Genomic DNA, 19,695 nt, shown 5'->3' with positions numbered 1-19,695 from the left:
TATTCAGTTGTTCAATTATTCATCTTTTCAAGCGTCTCCATATAGAACACATGCAGGAACTTTTTGATATTAACCTTGCCTTTGTCGCCTGCCTGATCTTCTTCCATGGCTCTCATCTTCATTCGAACATCCTGGAAGTCGAAGTACAGGGGAGCATAATGCTCAAACTTGTGGTTGCTATAATCGTTGAGTCCAATCGAGGCCATGTTCGTTAACGCGGCAATTACCGTTCTGCGAATGCGCTGTTCCATCGCCTTGCTCTCTTTCTCGACGTCTTTGGGCGTGGACTTGTACGTCTGGGCCACCGCTTCATAGGACTCCTTCAGTGGCGGCCACTCCGCGACCTGCTTCTGATCAATCGCATACTCCATGAGCGCAATGATGTCCTTGCTACCACTTTCTCCGATGATCCCCAGATCCATTAAAATGCTTCTTGCCGCATCTCGCACCGTACGACCTTGGGCAGGGGCCGGCGCTTCCACCAGATTCAATCGAGCCATCGACTGCTTGATCTCCAGCACGTATCGTTCATACTTCCACTGGTCATTCACTTTGCTGAGCACATGCTCCACTTCCACCCGATTAATCGGTTTATGAATAAAGAATTCAATGCCGTTCTGGTAGGCCGCTCCTACCATCTCTTTGTTCTCCACCTGAGAGATCATGATGAATTTCCCGGTATAACCCCCGTGCTTCAGCTTCGCCACCGTCTCAATTCCGTCCTGATCCGGCATCAGCAGATCAATCAGCACCACATCTGGACGCAGATCCATGATCATGCGTGCTCCTTCTATGCCGCCCTCAGCCATGCCCGCAAGCTCGCCGATACCACAGGATTCAATGATATCATGCAGCATGCTCCGACTTACCACATCATCATCCACGATCATGATAGAAAGTGTCATCGACATCGGCCCCCTTGATCAGATTTATTTTGGGAATAGCTATAACAAATGTTGTCCCTGTCTCTCCCGGAGGCGCCGACTCTACCTTAATTTGTCCCGCCAACGACTGAACGATATCACGTACATGGGACAAGCCAATGCCCGTCGCAGCAATGCCAACTTCATTGAACTTTGTTGTATAGCCTGGTTCAAAAATAACATCCCGTTTGGCTTCAGGTACGCCTTTTCCAGTGTCCATCACGACGAAATGCACGTCATCTTCTTGCTCATATACATGAATTCGGACCGTCCCGACATGCTCAATCGCCTCTACCGCATTGGCAATCAAGTTATTCATTACCGTGAGAAGAGGAATGTAATACGGAGACTCACAATCATACTGTTGTTCAATATCGATCTCGACCTGCTTATGAAGCATTTCGCTATATTTTCGGTTTGCTTTGCTGGCAAAGTTCAGTACTTCAGATAGGCTCATGTTGACCGCTTTTTCATTATCATACAGCTTCAGCAGACCCGCTAGAATACGTTGTGAATCCTTCTTTACTTCATGAATCTGCTGAGCGATGCCCAGCGTGCGCTGACTATATTGGTTCAAGTCCTGCTCCCGGAGATCGCGATATAGATCATAGCTGTCTGCTGTAATGCCTTCGATCGTATTCATCGCTTTCTTCAGGTAAAAGACCTCGCCATACAGACCCGAGTTCACACTCAGCATCTGCTCCATCCGCTTCTCCTGCTCTGCATGTAAGAGCCTCATCTGCCTCACCGCAATGCTGTTATATAGCCCAATCACAAAGTAACTTCGCAGACCACCTACCACAAGAAGATACAACCATTCCTTCATATAAAAGATATTGGTCCCGCTTAACATTCCGCGAAAAAGCAGCTCAACAAGATTAGAGGAGAAATCGATACATGTGATTAACCCGCCGAGCAGAAGAGGCTGCATCTCATGGAATCGATGCTTGAATTTGCTAAGCCCATAGGCAAAGACCACATAATACACACCTGCCCCCAGATTGTCCCGCATGCTTTCCAGTATAGACACCGTCTGTACATGATTGATGAGATCTACCGACTGGAACAGCAAATTCGTGATACCTGTCAGGATTCCTGTCTTCACATAAGACAAGTGTGGCATGATCATCAGCAGAAATAAAAAGATGCTAACCCCCAGCCCGATTCGGAAGTAATCTTCCCGGAACGGATTTATCTTGAATTGCGCCCCTACCGCAGTGGTAAAGGCAATGGCCGTCATCTGCACATTCTCATTTTTGACCCAATTGCGCATCGATCTCTTCACCCACTATAACAACGTTTAGCGCCCAATGCCGGAACCCGCGCTTCTAATGTTAAATATACTAACATATGAAAGAAGCATTAGAAATAATTAAAATTAGGGAATGAACACGCAAGTAAAACAAAAAGGCCGGAAGTTTTCACTTCTGCGGCCTTTTCCTTATATTTCATCCGGAATATCAAATGATACCATCGTGCCCTCACCCGGCTCACTTACGATCGATAATCCCTGACCATACCGTTGCAGCAATCTGCGGTTTGTATTCACAATGCCTATTCCGCCTTTTCCACCTGGCGTAGCATGTAGCAGCTCTGCAACCTTCTCCGGTTCGATGCCTTTGCCATTATCCTTCACCTCAATACGGGTATAACCCTCATGACGAGTAATGGATAGGCATAACGTACCGCCTACATTGCGGCTTAATAGTCCGTGTCTGACGGCATTTTCAATCAAAGGCTGAATTGATAGCGGCGGGAGAAGCAACGGAAGGTCCGGCTCTACGTTTAATACCACCGACAATCGATCTTCAAATCGTGTTTTTTCAATAAAAAGATAGGCTTCAACGAGTTCCAGCTCATATGATAATTTCACCAGTTCCCCTGTGTTGAGATAGTTGAAGCTGATCCGTAAATAGGATGAAAAAGCATCGCCAAGCTTCCGCATATGCTCTGTATCAATATCACTTAAAACCATAAGTGAATTCAACGTATTAAACAGGAAGTGAGGCTGAATCTGAGCCTGTAAATAAGCGGCCTCCATGCGCAGGCGCTCTTGGATAGACTGATTTAGCATGGTCAATGCACGTATCCGATATTTCAGTTCCACCGCATCTACAGGCTTTGTGACATAATCATTGGCCCCCGATGCAAACCCTGTGTAGATATCTGGCGGCTGACTTCGTGCCGTCAACAGCAACACAGGAAGCTCAGACATCGAGAATTGTTCCCTCACCTTCTGGGTTAACTCATATCCGGACATATTGGGCATCATCACATCTGTAATGAGCAGATCCCACTGACGTGTGCCGAGCAATTCCATCGCTTCCTGACCCGAACCTGCTGTAGTTATATCATATGGTTCCGTCGAAAGAATGCTGACCAACACATCCAGATTCACCGGATCATCATCGACAGCCAGAATGGTAGCTCTCCCCTCTTTTAACAACGGAGCCATCTCTGCTGTCGCCAAGACTTCCACGTCCCCCATACCTTCGCGGGGTAACAGGAATCCACTAGGTGCATCTTCCATCATCTCGGCGGCCTGTTCCCATATCAGGGGAAGTTGTGACTGAGCCTGATCGGCGGCTTCATCCGCGAGTGGTAGATCGAAGCTGAATGCCGAGCCCTTTCCGAGTTCCGAGCGAACCGTAAGTGCCCCGCCGTGCAGTTCTACGAGCTCTTTGCAGATGTTCAGTCCAAGTCCGATGCCTTGTCCATCACTGATTCCATACGACCCTTGTTCATACGGGAGGAAAATACGCATCCGTGTATCCTCATCCATGCCAATGCCTGTATCCGTCACATGAATCAGAGCATGTCCTTCACGAATTTCGGCACTTACGGATATCGTTCCTTCCTCTGTATGTTTGAGCGCGTTATGCAGTAGATTATACAAAATCTGAACAAGCCTTTCTTCATCAGCCATGACCTGAGGGAACGATTCCGGAATCTCCATATGAAGGCGGACTGGTTTTCGTTCTGCCATGAACTGCAGCATGGCGATAACGCCAGGCACAACCGACTGTATGGAAAGAGGCCCCTGACGTAACACAATGCGGTGCTCCTTCAGCCGGACTACATCCAGTAGATCACCAAGGAGATGTGACATCCGTCGACCGATCGTAATCAGCAATTCCATATCCTCCAGGCTCCGTTCATCCAACCGGCTTTTCTCTCGGGTGATCACGTTGTGAGCGATGTTAATGATCCCGTGCAGCGGGGTCCGCAGTTCATGTGATGTATTCGCCAAGAATTGATCTTTAATTTTGTCGCCCTTCTGCAGTTCTGTGTTCAGCTTCATATTCTCCCTGACATTCCTGAAGTATTTCTTGAACCAATAGGCGGAGAAGCCGGTAATCGCAAAGATAATGTCAATGGGATAATAGACTGTTGTCACATCTTTGGCTGTCTCGACCACACTCCATATCAGGTTGGATATAATGCCTCCTGCAGTAAGCAGCAGAAAAACAATATCCCGGTCCGCCTGTTTCCTGAAGATCATCGTTCCGACGATGTATAGAAACCAGATCATGGATACAAGAAAGAACAGGTTAATAACGTTGTAATGGATCATGGCATAGGTAATATGAATGGGCACCACCACAATCACGGCCGTATAGATCAAGGTCATTACAACATGCCACTTTAGCCATGCCTTTCGTACATGAACCACCGTTAATCTCTGGAATAACAGAAGGATACAAGCATTTTGCAGTAACAATGAGATCAATCGAATTTTAATGCCCCAAGTATAATTAATTGGAAGCCATAACATCAATATATTGTCATGACCCATCGTAACCGTGATGCCAACAGATAAAGTTAATATGGCTCCAACCAGCAAGGAACGTTCCTGTCGATTAAATGCGTAAAGAATACAGGCATACATGCCGTGGAGGAGCAGAACCAGAAAGGTGAGCATCTGAAAACCAATGGAATACCAACGCGAAAAATCAACGGCTGCCTGTGAACCAAAGCGAACAGGTTTGCTAATTCCGCCCATATGCGGACTGTCGTAATTGGCTACACGGACCAATAGTTCAATGGAGGTTGTTCCTTCCTGATCATAGGTCGCTGTATATGAAGTGCTTCTGGGTATATATGTACTGCCATCCGCGGAGACCTCACCCATACCCCCGTCGTTGTGTCCATTCATCTCAACCTCGGATGAACTTCGGATTCCCTTGAACCAGAAAGTTACCGGCGTCTGAAGTGGATCTGTCAAAATGCGCAATCGATATGTTCCGTAACCGTACGAACTCTCTTGTTCCTGATTCTGTGCACTCCCCCAGTCTCCTGGGACCTGAACACTCTTCGCACCGCCATTCCTCTTCGCAATATCTTGTTGGGTCAGCAACTCATCCGGGTAAAGTTCCCATTCCCCATTCAAGTACATGACAGGGGACTGATCCAGATCCACATCTCTCAAATCAAGCACCCCGTTAACGGCGCGATGCTCATCTACTGTGTGGAATAGCTCAGACCATACCGAGCGCATGCCAATTAACACTCCAAAAATAATTAGCATGATGAACAAATATTTGTAACGGTCCATACGTTTCGTTTGAAGTAATTTCATTAATTATTTTTTCATGACTTTGGTTAAACCGAGCTTCCAGTCCTGATACCATTCGGTAATGTCCTCACTGATCGGTATCTCCAAATCTTGCTCCATTCTGGTGGTTAAGAGACGATACTGCTCCTCCACACCGAGATCGTTGTGCATTTCATCATATAACTTCATTAGCATAAAATAACTTTCTTCTTCATCCGGAAGCATATGCTGGATACGTTGTGTACTCTCGACCACTTTCTCCGCCAGCCCATGCTGCTGGTAATACAGACTTAGTTGTCTCATATGATACAGCCACAGATAGCGTAATCTTTCCCGCTCAGGTTCAGCCCACATGTATTCATAATTGCCAAGATAGGTACCCTTATATAGATGAAGCGCTTGCTCATAGGCATGAACGGTACTTGCGTCTACGACTTTCCATTGCCTGATTTCCCGTTCCCACTGCTCACTATCCAACTGAGCCTCACCCAATTCGAGTCGATAACCTGCCTCCAGGTGTCCACTCTGAATCGTGATCATATCCATATTGCAAGTTTTCAGGGTTTGGCGGACATGATACATTGCAGTGTAGAGTTGGTGTGTCGTCTTCTCTTCTTCCATTCCCGGCCACAGAAGCTCCAGCAGAACACTGCGATGGATGACCTGGTTCCGGTGGTGAAGCAAGTATGCAAACAGCTCCTGCGCCTTGCTTGTACGCCATTTGGCAACCTGAATATCCTTTCCCGGAAGCTTAAACTGAATCTGATTAAAACAGCAAATTAAAGGTACGTTTGTATCCTTTGACCGCTGCTCGCGTTTTACGCTCAGTTTCTCTCTTACGCGGCTCACCGTCTGCTTCAATCGATCCTTTTGGATGGGCTTCATCACATAGTCCAAAGCCTGTAATTCGAAAGCATGCACCGCATATTGATCGTAACTGGTCACAAATATAATTTCGGTGCCCGGTGTTGCCGCCTGAATCTGTCTTCCCAGATCCATACCATCCATCTCCGGCATATGAATATCCAGAAATACAACATCAGGACGGTGCTCCACAATACCCGCCACAGCCTCTGTTGGATTCATATATGTAGCGATAATTTCAATGCCGCTTACTTCTTTTTCTAGTGATTTTTGAAGGCCTATCAACGCTAGACGTTCGTCGTCAACCAATATCACTTTCACAGGAGCTTCCTCCTCGACCCTGAGGTCTTGAGATTTATTTTCACTATTATATCATAGGCATTTTAAGTATTGAGGGTACTTCGTTATCCATTTTTAATTTATAGCAATTTAATTGTATAATACTAAATAGAAGACAGGTTATCAGATCCGGTCTTGGAAGAGAGGAAGGTTCCATATGTCAGATGTTAATCAAAGCTTTGCGCAAGCCCTTGTCAAATCACTAGTGGGGGAACGCGGTCATATCCGCATCGCCCGTGCTCTACCCGATATCGATGTCACACTTGCTGCTCGTACGCACGATGCCATGCCATATACGATCTATCAGTTGGTGAAGCATATGCATTATTGGCAGCAATTCATGCTCGAACACTTGGAAGGACGCAAGCCACATCTCCCTGCTAACGTGAGTGAAAGCTGGCCTGAAGAGAAGGGTCCACAGGACGAAGCGACGTGGAAGGCAGATATTCAGGCATTCTTGGATGGAGTTGATCAAGCCGTAGCCATTGCAGAAACTGCACAATTAGATGATCCACTGCTCTATTTCCCGGGTGAAACTAAAGCAGGACTTCTGCGCAATATCGCATCCCATAACTCGTACCATCTAGGGGAGATTGTTCTGCTACGTCGCTTCTACGGCGCATGGCCGCCTCCAGGTGGCGGATATCCGGCGTAAACGATATCTACAACAGATCTATTGAACGAATATACAGACACACCGAAGCTGTGAAAGGACGATTGTTCCTTTTACAGCTTCTTGTGGTTATAGGCAAGTAACATCCAATGAAGTGCAAATTATAACGCTCATATCCTGTACTAGGCTCATATATTACTTCAAAGTACGTATATGACTTTGAGGTGCGTACTTCTCATCCTTCTTTTTCTGACCCACAATATGAACAGAAGAAGAGAGGAGCATGTCCATTGAAACCCGAACAATCCGTTACCCGTTACACCGCACTTGTCATTGGTGCTGGAGGCGTCATTGGAAGAAACCTTATTGATTATCTGATGACACTTCCGCAATGGAATGTGATTGGTGTATCTCGCCGCGGAGGGGAAGATGCCCCTAGGTTACGTTATATATCAGCTGATTTACTGAACGAAGCAGACACACAAGACAAACTGGGTCATTTAACGGCCGTTACGCATATTTTCTACGCCGCGTATCAGGATCGCCCAACTTGGGCCGAGTTGGTACAGCCCAACCTGGCGATGCTCGTCAATGTGGTGAATACCATCGAACCGATCGCTCCAAATCTCCGACATATTAGCCTAATGCAAGGTTATAAAGTGTACGGTGCACATCTGGGGCCATTCAAAACACCTGCCAAAGAAACGGACGCATTTCATATGCCCCCTGAATTCAATGTCGATCAGCAACAGTTTCTCGAGGATCGGCAACCCGGAAGCAGTTGGACCTGGTCAGCCCTGCGCCCGTCTGTTGTATGTGGATTTGCCCTGGGTAATCCAATGAACCTTGCCATGGTTATTGGCGTGTATGCTGCTATCTCCAAGGAACTTGGCTTGCCCCTTCGATTCCCTGGGAAACCAGGAGCATATCATTCGCTTCTTGAAATGACTGATGCGACATTGCTGGCTCATGCAACCGTATGGGCAGCAACCGAACCACGCTGTGCCAATCAGGCATTTAATATCACCAATGGCGATCTGTTTCGCTGGAACGAACTATGGCCCAAAATCGCTGCGTTTTTTGAATTGGAAACAGCACCTCCACTTCCCCTTTCACTTGCAACAGTGATGTCAGATAAAGAAGACCTTTGGAATTCCATGATTGAAAAGTATGGTTTGGTAAACACCCCTTATGATGATGTCTCTTCCTGGGCATTTGGTGACTTTGTCTTCTCATGGGATTACGATTTCTTTGCAGATGGTTCCAAAGCTCGACGCTTCGGATTCCATGATTTCATCGACACTGAGACTATGTTTACGGATATTTTCAGAAATCTGCGTGATCGCAAGATCCTTCCGTAAAGTAAATAAAATGCATAATAAGCCGATTCCTGAATTCCAGAATCGGCTTATATAAGTAGCTCAACGGTCAGTAGTAGTTGGCGGCTTAAACAGAATTTTTCCTCGATCACCATATACGTTCTCCACGTGTATATCGCCCCACCTACACATCAGATGAAGAATCTCTTTAAGACTCCATCCATACGCTGTTAACTCATACTCCACTTTAGGCGGAACCTGGTGATGGGAAATACGGACAATAACCCCCGCCTCCGTTAGTTCACCAAGTTGCTGAGTCAACACTTTCTGAGTGATCGCAGGGATCAGTTTCATCAGCTCACCATTACGTTTCTTGCCAAAGGTAAGATGGAATAGAATAACAGGCTTCCACTTCCCCCCGATTACTTCAAGAAAAGCTTCCACTGCGGTGTTATATACTTTGATCGGTTCCTCCATATCACCTTCTGTCTCCCTTCCACACAACAGTTTAAAGAATCCCTGTCGATTTTTTAGACTTCTGGAGTCATCAGCCCTTGGATAAACGTCTCAAAGTTCGGTGCCAGCGGAATGATCTCTTTGGGATTCTCCCTCTTCACATAAACGACCTCAGGTTCTCCATCATTACCGAATGAACGATAATCGAGCATGACAACCCCCGACTCCGAAGGAGATACCGCGATGACGACACCAATCTCCGGATAACCTTCACGTTCAATCAAATTCCAGCTGCCTTGAATACCCGCTAGTGTGGAAGGCTTCTCACGGCCAATGCCCAGTATACCTTCAATTTCAACATAATTCGTAGCTCCCGTATCTGTGTTCGCCACAGGGAAATAACGATTGTACGGAATACCACCGTTATGTAGCTTCATCATCTCAATGTAGGAAGCCGGCAGTCGGAACACCAATTGCTCCTCAACAGAATCAATGAGGCCATCACTTGGCGGATTGGACACATAGTGCTCCAGTGCCTGCTCACTATCGTTCCAGAATTCGCCGGATTCCGGTCTGGGAATCGCTTCAAAGGTCGCTACAACGTCAACGGGTACATGGAATTCTCCAACAGCCTCTGGATCCGTTTCAACTTCAGGTTCAGATTCGGACGGCTCCTCCATTTTGCTTCGAATCCATCCCAGAAACTCCAGCGTATCTTCATCCTCAGGGTCCAATTCATCCGCTCTTTCAAACGCCTGCAGCGCATGCGCATATTGCTCCAGATAATAATAAGCCAGTCCAATCCGATAATGCCAGAGTGGGTCACCTGTGCCCTCTTTAGCAACCGTCAGGAATTGTTCAACCGCTTCTTCATACTGTTCCAAGTTATTCAGCGCTCGTCCCAAATGGTTAACCAGCTCATAATCTCTTTCTTCCACAGGAATTGCCTGAATTGCATCTACAATTTCCTGAAATTCATCTTCTTCATGCCACTCTTGCAATTGAACCAACAGATCGTCTCTCATTCTCTTTTCCTCCCCGTTCATTCACTCATGATTACGTATTGAAAATTATACCACTATCCGGATCACCATCTCCAGCAAAGCAAAATCCTTAGGGATCTCATGAATCGATATCTTTTCATTTCCGATGACAAAGCTAAAAGAGGTAACCTGAACCTGGTTAAGAAAACCAGGCAGGCTACCTCCTATATTCCTTCCACTATATTGCATTCTTCATTCAATTCAGCAATTCAACACAATCGTAGACCCAGCCTGCACTTAACCAGTTACCCAAGTCACTTGAACCGCTGATTGGCGTAATCGTGATGGTATTGGAACCATTCACGAAGTAGGATGCTGGAACATTCCAGCTAAAGGTTGTGTTGTTCCCACGATACGTACCAATGGTGAAGCTACGAGAATTGGGCTGTGAAGATGCAGCAGGATTGGTTAAAGCATGTCCATTAACCGTTACACTCGGTCTGCCATTATTGTAAGCTGCGGTAATACCGATGTTGAGCGTATGAGAAGATGCCGCTTGAGATGCATTCAAATTAAACGTTATTGTGGTTGGAGAATTCTGACCACGGAACTGGATTGCCGGGAATCGATTGGTCGCGCTACCGGTGGCATAGGTGACAGGTCCCCAGCTTGGGTTGCGACTATCGGAAGGGTGACGGATCGGAATCGTCTGTCCATTCAGGAGCTCCCGTGGTGTACCATCCCAATTACCGATTCGCCAGATGTTAGAGGCTTTACTCGGGTCATTGTTGATCGTACGTGTATTCAGAGTCGTCGTTTGGCCTGCCGTGACATTAACCGTTTCCGTATATACGGCTAGTTCTCCCTTATAAGCTGTCATAGTGTACGTGCCCGGGATCATGCTGTATTTGGCGGCCGCCCCACTTGAAGACGTCCCCACCCAATACTGGGCATTGCTATTAGCGAACCCAATTGTGTAAGCATATCCTGTATCCATCCCGGAGAGGCCATTAAGCACTACGTTCCCCCGACTGGATACCCAACCCTGCAGATTCAGACCAGACATCCAGCTGAAATCGGGTACACTTGGCGCACCTCCCGTTGTAAAGATCAAAGCGTACGGCCCATGTAGACCCAGGCGCCAATTCTCCGTCTGTGCATGTCCCGAGTTCATATAGTTATATACTTCCGTCTCTGTTCCACTTTGGAACTGGATGTCGCGGAAGAATGGACCACCAGAGCTTTTTTCCCGATTGCCGTAGGCCATAAATACACCGACGCCATTCCCCGTAACTCCACGAACGGATAAATCTTTGGCCTGATCATTACCATAATATTTGGAGGCACTCTGACCGTTCGAAAAACCAAATACATCCTGGCTTTCAATCGCTCCAGTGTTACCTCGATTATTGGAATTCGCCGGAACACCTGTCAACACACTACCATTACCGCGGAAAATGTATCGCAGCTCCCCGATCGAAGGTTGAGCCGTGATATGCGTGGCCATGTATATGATATTCTCCCCACCACGTGAAGCATAATAGTGAGTTAGTGTGCTTGTGGATACCGTGATTAACACGGTTGATCCTGAAGGAGAGGTATTCCACGTCACATTGGCAGAGGAGCCCAAACCTGAGCCGATATGTGATCTTCTATTGCTGTTCAGCTCCGTACCGTTCATTTTGGCCGATATAATATCCCCATTGGTTTTGTTCACCACATAGACTAATCCTGATCCGGTGTTTACTTCAATTCTGGAGCCGTTATCGGTCACATTAATGGTTGCCGCGTGTCCAGTAGATGCAGGGTATACAACAGCTGTTGCGATCATAACGATGATTAAAAACAAACCAAGCGCCTTTCTCACTATACTTTTGGTCATGAGTAATTCCCTCCTTGGAACTCATTTAATAAAGCGCTTACATTATAATGTATAATAACTGACACTTCCGTCTCATATCGATATGTCTGCTATGTGAGCCTGTCCATAATCAATGGAATGTTATGTCTGCGTGCGTATAGAATAGAGTCATCACTTCATGTAAACCTGATCTCGCCACCCCCTTCTTAAATCACTCTTCTACATACAAGTATTCTTACAATTCCAATAAAATAATACCATTATATTACATAAATTTGCAATGAAAACGGCTCGAATATCCGATAGCAAATTCTGAAAACAAAAAACGCAGCTTCAAAAAGCTGCGCCCGCAGATACTAAGCTAGAGACAGTATCATCTCTTCCGAATAGGTATCCATATCTCACTTCTATATTGCTCTACAGTAACATCCTTGTGCTCATTCCATAACATTTCCGGGCCCTCACTCAGCTCATAGTCCGATGAAGGAAACCATTCCGCGTAGATCCGGCCCCACACCTCCTGAAGCGTGCCTGGAAACGGGCCAACGACAGTAAATACAGCCCACGTCGAAGCAGGAACTTCCAGCTGTTCCAGTCCTTCAGGCGTCTCTTTTGTCGTAGCTGCACCAATGTAATGATCCAGTTCTCCCTGTTCCGCCATCCGTCCCTCACTGAAATGGGCTGAAGCACTGATTAAGCCCAGAGGTTGGACGTTTGATGCCCCCTTGATCGAATCAATCAATTCCAGTGTAAGGCTCTGGTACATCGCCGCGATCTCCGGATTTACCCCGTTGAATACGATTGGCACCCTTTTACGAATACCCACGATTCGAAACGCCTCTTTATCTTCAATACGGTAGTTCATTTCGCTTCCTCCTTGAATGGTCAGTTGAAATGTCATCCGTGGGAAGGCTTTAAGGGATGGACCATGGTTACGCGCTTCGGAGGGCGTAGTGCCATGCATGCTTTGAAAAGCACGCGAGAAAGAATCCGGCGATGTATACCCGTACTTTAGTGCAATATCAATGATTTTGCTGTCACTGTGGCTTAACTCCATGGCTGCAAATGTCAAGCGGCGACGTCGAATATATTCCGAGAGTGTTACACCACTAAGAAAAGAGAACATGCGTGTAAAATGATACTCCGAGCAGCAGGCAATCCGGGAAATCTCCTTCATGTCCACGACATCCATCAGATGCTCCTCAATATAATTCAAGGCTTCATTTAACCGCCTCAGCGTATCCATATCATCCCTCCCACGTTAATTTAAGCTTAGCAAAGTCATTCTCTTTGCATCCGACATTACCTGCACCATTCTGTAGGCTCTTTGCATTTAAACCAGAAAAAAAGAGCAGCATCAGCTACTCTTTTCTAACTTTGATATTCACATATCACCAGTAGTCAAGTCAAACAGGTCAAACCAGATACTCCGCCATAATCTGCTCGATATCATAGGGTGTAATACCTTGATCGACCGAATAGATTGTATCCGCCTGATCTATTGTATCCACCAGTTCTCCTCTAGCTTTGGCGTGGAGCATGAACAAGTCGTGCAGATCGGGTTTGCGTAAATTCGTTAGTGCTTTACCCATCAGCACGATACCTTTCTGATTCCCCTCTACGTTATTGTAGTAGTCCGGATATCTGGTCAGCGCCAGGTCTGTCCAGATGACGGTGCGTTCAACCAGATCCATAATGACGGGGATCGCAATCTGCGTATCCGCGGTAATATCGATTTTGTTCGCTACGGTAGACGGTTCGAAAATCTCGCCAGACCCCGGCTTCTTCCGCATCATCCACCCTACAAAACATTCCGGCAGATCACAATACGGATGACTGGTGAACGAAAGCAGTGTTGCCACCACATATCGTCCACCATAAGCCACGATGGATGGAATATGCAGATCAATAAACTCACTTGCTCCGTTAGGTGCAGTCACGATATCTCCGCTATGGACAGCCTTATAGTTAGAGGATCGCAGATTCGTATAGGAAATATGCTCCACATAGTTCCAGTCCTTATCGTACATCACCGCAGACAAGTCAATGTCCACGCGCCCTGTAGACTTTCCGTCCACGTCCCCCTCTTTCCACCAGTTGAAGAAACGAATGGTATCACCCTCTGCCATCGGCACACGGCTTCCACGAACGATAGTATGCAGAGCCTTGCTCGCCGATCTCTGGGAAAAGGGCACCAGATAATCATGAAGCTGCGGATCGACATAAGTCTTCCCGAGCGGGGCAAGGGCAGCGAAGCGCTCTACCAATGCCTGTTCGCACAATTGCACGACATTCTGACACGTGGCTTCATCGATCTCTGTCAGCTCATTCGGAACAGCAAAAGCTTTGGCTACATTGCCTTTCGGGAAAAAGACACGCAGATCCTGCGGTTCATTACGGTGGGCAAAATGCTGTCTTACCTGCAATAACACCGGGGTAGATACTTGCTCCAGTACCTCACCAAATGCCAGCAGTACATACGCTTCATCTTCGGTCATCCGCAGCAAGTGATCCAGTCTTCTCGCGAATTCACCTGGACGCTTTGACAACAGATCGATCAGACTCCATACATTCCGATATTGGAAGGCAAGCTCCACACTTCCGTTGAAGGTCGAATAAGACTTATTATTACGCAAAATATCAAAGGCTTCTTCGCATCGTGGATACCGAAGCTTATATTCCGAAGGATGCAGAATTTCGCCAAGGCGAATCCAGCGATCTTTATATCGCAGCATATCCTCCGTCATGGAGCCACACTGCTCCAATAATCCGAGCAAAAGGCGTCTCTCGCGGCGTTTGAATTTCCGGAAGGGAGAAGCCGCAGCGAGGCTAACATCACCATCGGACCAGGCAACAGCCAGACGCAGGACATCACTTGCCGTTTTGAAATACGGACCGATCCGGTCGATGTTCGCTTTTTCATGCTTCAACAGCGAGGCGACCACAAAGCCCACATTTTCTTTGAACGGAATCTCAGTGGGTAATAGCGCATCCACGTCTTCCGGGTCTGCATGCTCCAATACCGTGTCGATATCGGCCTTGTCTGTTTCCGAGATGGAACCTTTTGCTTCAATGATCTGACGAATGAGTGTCTGGAATTCTTGCTGGTTTCCCAAACCAATGACTTTCAAGTCCGTCTTCTCCAGCAAAGGCGTTCTCTCCACCGATGGTTGATCCGGATAGACCACAGTCAGGTTGGTCAGATAATGAATAATCGCATTGAGATATAACTCGGCCTCATCCGCTTGCATCACCTGCATCGGGAATCCTGCATACATCGGTGTGTACTTCACATGTGCGCCGACCATGACTCTTAGATCAGCCACGAGTTGATGATACACTGTTTCAAATTGTTCCTTGGACAGCTGCCGCATCGCCTGCAGTAACTCATCCGAGAATGTGTATCCGAGTGCTTCGATATTTTTAAGGGCAGTCGCCAGGTGTGTATTAGGCAACCGTTGCTTCCCTTCGTTTGATTCGATAATGAGTTTGTTCGCTCTGCGCAAATAGATTGTATTGTTCATGATAAAAGAGTCCAGGAAAGCCACATCCCTATATAACGTGAAAGGTTAGGGTTAGAAGGAAGGAATGTGATAGCCTGGACGCCTCCTCTCTGAAATAAAATCTTCAGGAGAGCTGCGACCCTATGATCTCCAATGATTGTAGAAGGAAGGATCGCAATAGCCTGAAGGCCAGCGGTTCGAAGTTTGTCACCCGAACCTCTGGTGAACCCATCATCTCAGATTCCACGATCTGCCAACAGGGCGAAAGTATTACGACATGAATTTAAGAATATAGTGAAAATAGAAAAAAGCCTTTGCCGACCCCCAATGTCAGCAAAGGCTTTTCATTTTAGATTGTGTTTATTGATCAATCAAGTTTGTTACTTTCAACATTCTTGCAATCAATGCAGTGACCTCAGCACGGGTCATCGTAGTCTTCGGACTCAGCACCTCTGGCCCATTACCTTGGATGATTCCGGCTGCAATCAACTGGGCTACATCGTCTTTCGCCCAATTCGATACATCCGCTGCATCACTGTAACGTTCCAGTTCAGAGTTCATCTGATCCGGGCTGATTGCCGCGTCCGGTTCAATCAGACGGTAGGCACGAGCAACCATAGCAAATCCTTGCTCACGTGTGATCTCCTGATTACCGTTGAAGTTCCCATTATCGTAACCGCGAACGATACCGAATTCATTTGCAAGGGCTACCGCAGAGCGGAACCATGCGGAATCGTTAACGTCAGGGAATAGATTCTGTGGTGCATCCTGACGCATTAAGCCCAGTCCAAGCACAACAATCTCGGCAAACTCAGAACGAGTAACCTGACGGTTCGGTGAGAATGTGTTATCTCCGTTACCTTGCAGATCTAATCTCGCAGCGATGTTGTTCACATCAATTTTACCCCAATGGGATCTGGCATCTTCAAAATCCTGCGGGTTCCAGATAACCGAGTAACTTCCGCTGCTACGCAAGTCATTAATGAGTGCGTAGTAACGACTACTGATCTTAGTGACAACCGTTGGTACATGGAAGATGCTACCGTCCGGATTAATGATTACGCCTGTAGTAATCCGGTTCGGATCGATACCTTCCGGAAGTGCAATATACTTCGGTGCATAACCGTTCAGCTGGCCGGATCGCACGGTCTGTCCATCTTTCGTAAACGTCAGATCCAGATCAACCGGTGTGACAAGTAGCTCGTATCCTTGGGATGCGGCTCTTGTCTCGGCGCTGTCAATCAAAGCATCCGAGGAACGTGCGATATCAACATGGACATCAATATCATTCAACGCTGCATTACCAAGCTGTCTGGACACACCATTCACGTCCATTTTACCGCCAGGTACCGGATAGATTGCCAGCGGATTGCTAATGTTCAGTTTGGAACCTTGATTCACCAATTGTTTCAGTGTTTCCAGGGTTAAACCGTCCACCTTCATATCCCCATCATTCGGTGAATGAATGGCGAACTGCTGGCCTGTGCCTTGTGACATGGCAACATTCAGCTTGGCTGGATCAACTTGAACCAATGTTTCTTTGTTGTCAGATGGTTTGGATGTAGCAAATGGTTGATGGTTACCATCCCGAGTTGTTTCCAAATTATCCTTCACGGGTGCCGGAGTTGGCGTTGGTACTGGCGCAGGCGTAGGTGCTGGTGCTGGCGTGCTTCCACCGTTACCTCCCGTATTTCCACCGCCGCCATTGTTGCCTCCACCATTGTTACCATTGTCACTGGATGCTCTAGTCACGTTGATTTTATACGCCGTAACATTTCCAAGTGAATCGGTTACTCTAACAACGATCTTATTCCCACCGACTTGAAGCGGTAGATTCTCACTTACACTGCCACTTGAAACCTCGTTCCATTCTCCATCTCCAACAGCTATTTCAATCTTCGCAAGTGGATCAAGTGCCGTTGGCGTGAGCTGGAATTGATATACGCTATTCGGCACAGAGATGGTGTACGTGTCTTTCGCCGGATCAAAAGCCGGAGACAAGCTTCCCACGGAAGGGACCAGTGTTTGCAACGTAGACTCATCTGTACCAATTACTTTGGTAAGTCCCGTTCTAGCGTTAGTCAGATCCTGAAGTGCCTTGTCTACCTGCGCTTGATTCACTGTCAGATCATTAAGCACTCGATTTGCTTCATTCATCGCATCTTTGAGTGCTTCCCAGCTCTCTACCGTATATTCCGTTTCAGTTAGATTTTCACCCTTGATTCTATCATGTTCATTTTTCAGCACTGACGTGTCGACACCAGTACCAGGCTTTTTGGTAAGCCCCTTCCGGGCATCCACCAAATCCTGATAAGCCTTTTCTACTTGTTCCGGTGTTGCATTCTCGTCGTCGAACACGGATTCAGCAACTCCTAACGCTTCTTGCAGCGTTTGCCATGTTTCTGGTGTGTACTCCTCTTCGTCCAGTTCGCCTGATTCGATCTTACCGTTAATCTCATCGGCTTTAGCTTTCAACTTCGACTTATCAATAGCAACAACATAACTTTTCGAATTCGACTCTTCTGAATCTGAATAGGCTGGATTGTTCGTCTTCGCTGTTACTGTCACTTTGTAGGTGCCAACTTCTAGCGATGGTACCAATTGCGACAGGTTAAGCGCCATTCCGGTTACTTCCACCGTCCGCTTCCTGCCGTCTTCCAGTTCGATTGTTACTTCATATTTATCTGCATGCGCAACTGCTTCCCATGTCAACTCATCGTCGGTCAGTGTGACGTCCGGTACCGTCAAAGGAGTAGCAGCAGTTGCAATGGTAAAGTACGAGTTCGGACCAAAACTAGAGGTATTCAGGGTTAATTGGCCATTCTCAATTAAATGTAATGAGTTTGGATTACCAAATTTAGCATCATCGCTGATCACAACATATTGAGGCAACGCCGGGTTACCTCCCGTTTCGTCTACCTGAAGTGTAATCTGTGATTCAGTCCAGTTTGCTTTCTGTACCTTGTAGATACGCTCCATCCCAAGCATTTTTTTCTCATCTTTCGTAATCGGTGTTTTGAATTCAGTACTTGCTCCATTGTCACCAAACGTAAAGAAAGAAGAATCCTTTAAGAATTCATTTTTATTTGCAGAATTCGTATCCTCAACACTGTTGCCCAATGCAATCGTCAACGTAGATCCCAGTTCCTGCGCTTTGGCTTGTTTCTGCATCAATCCGCTCTGATCATCTCGACCGATGCTTGTAATGCGATGGGTATAGACTGCGTTCTCCTGGGCATCCCAGATCGTAGCCATGTTTGAATCGACATATGAATTTGCTGTCGTATGATCCATCGTGTAGCCATATTTGATCGCCAGATATGTGCTGACTTTTTGGCGTTCTGCGTCCGTAAGAGCATGGTCAAATACGATAATTTCTTCAATCGTACCCTGCCAATGTTCAATGCCCGTAGCTGCTGGGATCAGCTTACCGACTACTGCTCCGCCAGAGTTACCAGTATCCCATAGCTTAACATTATCTTTTCCCCAGTCATTTAGTTGCTGTACCTGCTTCATTTTACTGTACAATCTAGCTTGGTTTATACCAGTATCTCCGCCTGTCCAAGTAACAAATTGCTCGTTCGGGAAAGTCGTGCCCAAGAATCCTTCAGGGGTGTATAATGTTTGGTTTCTATCACTGTTAAATGTCGTCAAGCCGCCCCTTGTATTATTCTGAAGCATCCCCATACCCGTATAAGCATTCGGTGTTTGTACTCCCCATGAAATAATATAATTGAGGCCTCCCGTTTTATTGGTTTTGCTAACGGTAATGATCGATCTGGGGCTCTTCCCTTGAGGAAGCTTACTTACATCCAGATTCATAAAACTACTCGTGCCGTTATATTCCAATACCGGATTGAAATTGATATTATGATTTTTATCATCCCAATAGGTCGGTTGATTAGCTTCCGTACTTTGGGTTGCGTTGTTTATTTTACTGCCTTGATCTTCCCAGATACTCACCTTTTCGCCGCTGGCAACTCCGCTTACCCGCTCTGGTCGTAGCCATAGTGAAGGGGATCCAACTCCGCCCGGACCAACAGGAGTCTGGTTAGTCGCATCCGCTTGAGCCAAACTCATGGGCAACGTTCCAATCGCTAGAATAAAGGAAAGAACCAGCATGGAAATTCTTTGCCATGGTTTCTTCCGGATTTTTGCTGTGTACATAGTTTCCTCCTACTTAATATGTTATTTTTGGACTGCTTATTGACTCAAAACATCATATCTACCTTCATCTTGCTTATTCTACACATAGCCTCTTACCAAACTCTTACCAGAC

At 46.7% G+C, this 19,695-nt stretch carries 12 protein-coding genes; 2 read left to right on the top strand and 10 right to left on the bottom strand.

All coding sequences use genetic code 11. From position 1 onward, the window contains the following. Window positions 1-11: 11 nt before the first annotated feature. From MHB71_RS25800 to MHB71_RS25785, 4 genes are all read right to left on the bottom strand, one after another. Window positions 12-905 carry a response regulator gene (locus tag MHB71_RS25800; RefSeq protein ID WP_036611750.1) on the bottom strand — a complete coding sequence of 298 codons (894 nt, stop codon included), beginning with the start codon at window positions 903-905 and terminating at the stop codon, window positions 12-14. Further along, window positions 877-2,196, bottom strand: a complete 1,320-nt coding sequence (locus tag MHB71_RS25795) for an ATP-binding protein (protein WP_340028029.1) — start codon at window positions 2,194-2,196, stop codon at window positions 877-879. The genes MHB71_RS25800 and MHB71_RS25795 overlap by 29 nt, the downstream gene beginning before the upstream one ends. 168 nt (window positions 2,197-2,364) lie before the next feature. Continuing rightward, window positions 2,365-5,502, bottom strand: a complete 3,138-nt coding sequence (locus MHB71_RS25790) for an ATP-binding protein (protein WP_340028028.1) — start codon at window positions 5,500-5,502, stop codon at window positions 2,365-2,367. Between the two features lie 3 nt (window positions 5,503-5,505). Next, window positions 5,506-6,663 carry a response regulator gene (locus MHB71_RS25785; RefSeq protein ID WP_340028027.1) on the bottom strand — a complete coding sequence of 386 codons (1,158 nt, stop codon included), beginning with the start codon at window positions 6,661-6,663 and terminating at the stop codon, window positions 5,506-5,508. A 175-nt stretch (window positions 6,664-6,838) separates the two neighbouring features. On the opposite strand from MHB71_RS25785, the gene MHB71_RS25780 reads away from it, so the two are divergent. Both MHB71_RS25780 and MHB71_RS25775 read left to right on the top strand, forming a co-directional pair. After that, the gene (locus tag MHB71_RS25780) at window positions 6,839-7,336 is read left to right on the top strand and encodes a DinB family protein (protein ID WP_340028026.1); all 498 of its coding nucleotides are present in this window, start codon (window positions 6,839-6,841) and stop codon (window positions 7,334-7,336) included. A gap of 248 nt (window positions 7,337-7,584) precedes the next feature. Next, window positions 7,585-8,655 carry an SDR family oxidoreductase gene (locus MHB71_RS25775; protein ID WP_340028025.1) on the top strand — a complete coding sequence of 357 codons (1,071 nt, stop codon included), beginning with the start codon at window positions 7,585-7,587 and terminating at the stop codon, window positions 8,653-8,655. A gap of 60 nt (window positions 8,656-8,715) precedes the next feature. Here MHB71_RS25775 and MHB71_RS25770 read toward each other — a convergent pair whose 3' ends face one another. The 6 genes from MHB71_RS25770 to MHB71_RS25745 all read right to left on the bottom strand — a co-directional run bounded on the left by MHB71_RS25770 (window position 8,716) and on the right by MHB71_RS25745 (window position 19,583). Then, window positions 8,716-9,090, bottom strand: coding sequence for a helix-turn-helix domain-containing protein (locus MHB71_RS25770; protein ID WP_036671801.1), 375 nt, complete (start codon window positions 9,088-9,090; stop codon window positions 8,716-8,718). A 53-nt stretch (window positions 9,091-9,143) separates the two neighbouring features. Next, the gene (locus tag MHB71_RS25765) at window positions 9,144-10,094 is read right to left on the bottom strand and encodes an SMI1/KNR4 family protein (RefSeq protein WP_340028024.1); all 951 of its coding nucleotides are present in this window, start codon (window positions 10,092-10,094) and stop codon (window positions 9,144-9,146) included. A gap of 214 nt (window positions 10,095-10,308) precedes the next feature. After that, on the bottom strand, window positions 10,309-11,934 hold the full coding sequence (locus tag MHB71_RS25760; protein WP_340028023.1) for a rhamnogalacturonan lyase B N-terminal domain-containing protein: 1,626 nt from the start codon (window positions 11,932-11,934) through the stop codon (window positions 10,309-10,311). Window positions 11,935-12,286: 352 nt separating this feature from the next. Then, on the bottom strand, window positions 12,287-13,159 hold the full coding sequence (locus MHB71_RS25755) for an AraC family transcriptional regulator (RefSeq protein ID WP_340028022.1): 873 nt from the start codon (window positions 13,157-13,159) through the stop codon (window positions 12,287-12,289). A 169-nt stretch (window positions 13,160-13,328) separates the two neighbouring features. After that, on the bottom strand, window positions 13,329-15,437 hold the full coding sequence (locus MHB71_RS25750) for a TerD family protein (RefSeq protein WP_340028021.1): 2,109 nt from the start codon (window positions 15,435-15,437) through the stop codon (window positions 13,329-13,331). Between the two features lie 339 nt (window positions 15,438-15,776). Next, window positions 15,777-19,583 carry an S-layer homology domain-containing protein gene (locus MHB71_RS25745; RefSeq protein WP_340028020.1) on the bottom strand — a complete coding sequence of 1,269 codons (3,807 nt, stop codon included), beginning with the start codon at window positions 19,581-19,583 and terminating at the stop codon, window positions 15,777-15,779. Window positions 19,584-19,695: the final 112 nt, after the last annotated feature.

This window comes from Paenibacillus sp. FSL H7-0940 (assembly GCF_037979415.1).
Taxonomy (GTDB): Bacteria; Bacillota; Bacilli; order Paenibacillales; family Paenibacillaceae; genus Paenibacillus; species Paenibacillus amylolyticus.
The sequence above is the reverse complement of the archived record's forward strand: the minus strand, read 5'-3'. Positions and strand labels throughout refer to the sequence as shown.

Bases quoted from the DNA above. Each gene is read 5' to 3' on its own strand.
- MHB71_RS25800 (WP_036611750.1), bottom strand. From the start codon at position 905: ATGACACTTTCTATCATGATCGTGGATGATGATGTGGTAAGTCGGAGC.
- MHB71_RS25795 (WP_340028029.1), bottom strand. From the start codon at position 2,196: ATGCGCAATTGGGTCAAAAATGAGAATGTGCAGATGACGGCCATTGCC.
- MHB71_RS25790 (WP_340028028.1), bottom strand. From the start codon at position 5,502: ATGAAATTACTTCAAACGAAACGTATGGACCGTTACAAATATTTGTTC.
- MHB71_RS25780 (WP_340028026.1), top strand. From the start codon at position 6,839: ATGTCAGATGTTAATCAAAGCTTTGCGCAAGCCCTTGTCAAATCACTA.
- MHB71_RS25770 (WP_036671801.1), bottom strand. From the start codon at position 9,090: ATGGAGGAACCGATCAAAGTATATAACACCGCAGTGGAAGCTTTTCTT.
- MHB71_RS25765 (WP_340028024.1), bottom strand. From the start codon at position 10,094: ATGAGAGACGATCTGTTGGTTCAATTGCAAGAGTGGCATGAAGAAGAT.
- MHB71_RS25760 (WP_340028023.1), bottom strand. From the start codon at position 11,934: ATGACCAAAAGTATAGTGAGAAAGGCGCTTGGTTTGTTTTTAATCATC.
- MHB71_RS25755 (WP_340028022.1), bottom strand. From the start codon at position 13,159: ATGGATACGCTGAGGCGGTTAAATGAAGCCTTGAATTATATTGAGGAG.
- MHB71_RS25750 (WP_340028021.1), bottom strand. From the start codon at position 15,437: ATGAACAATACAATCTATTTGCGCAGAGCGAACAAACTCATTATCGAA.
- MHB71_RS25745 (WP_340028020.1), bottom strand. From the start codon at position 19,583: ATGTACACAGCAAAAATCCGGAAGAAACCATGGCAAAGAATTTCCATG.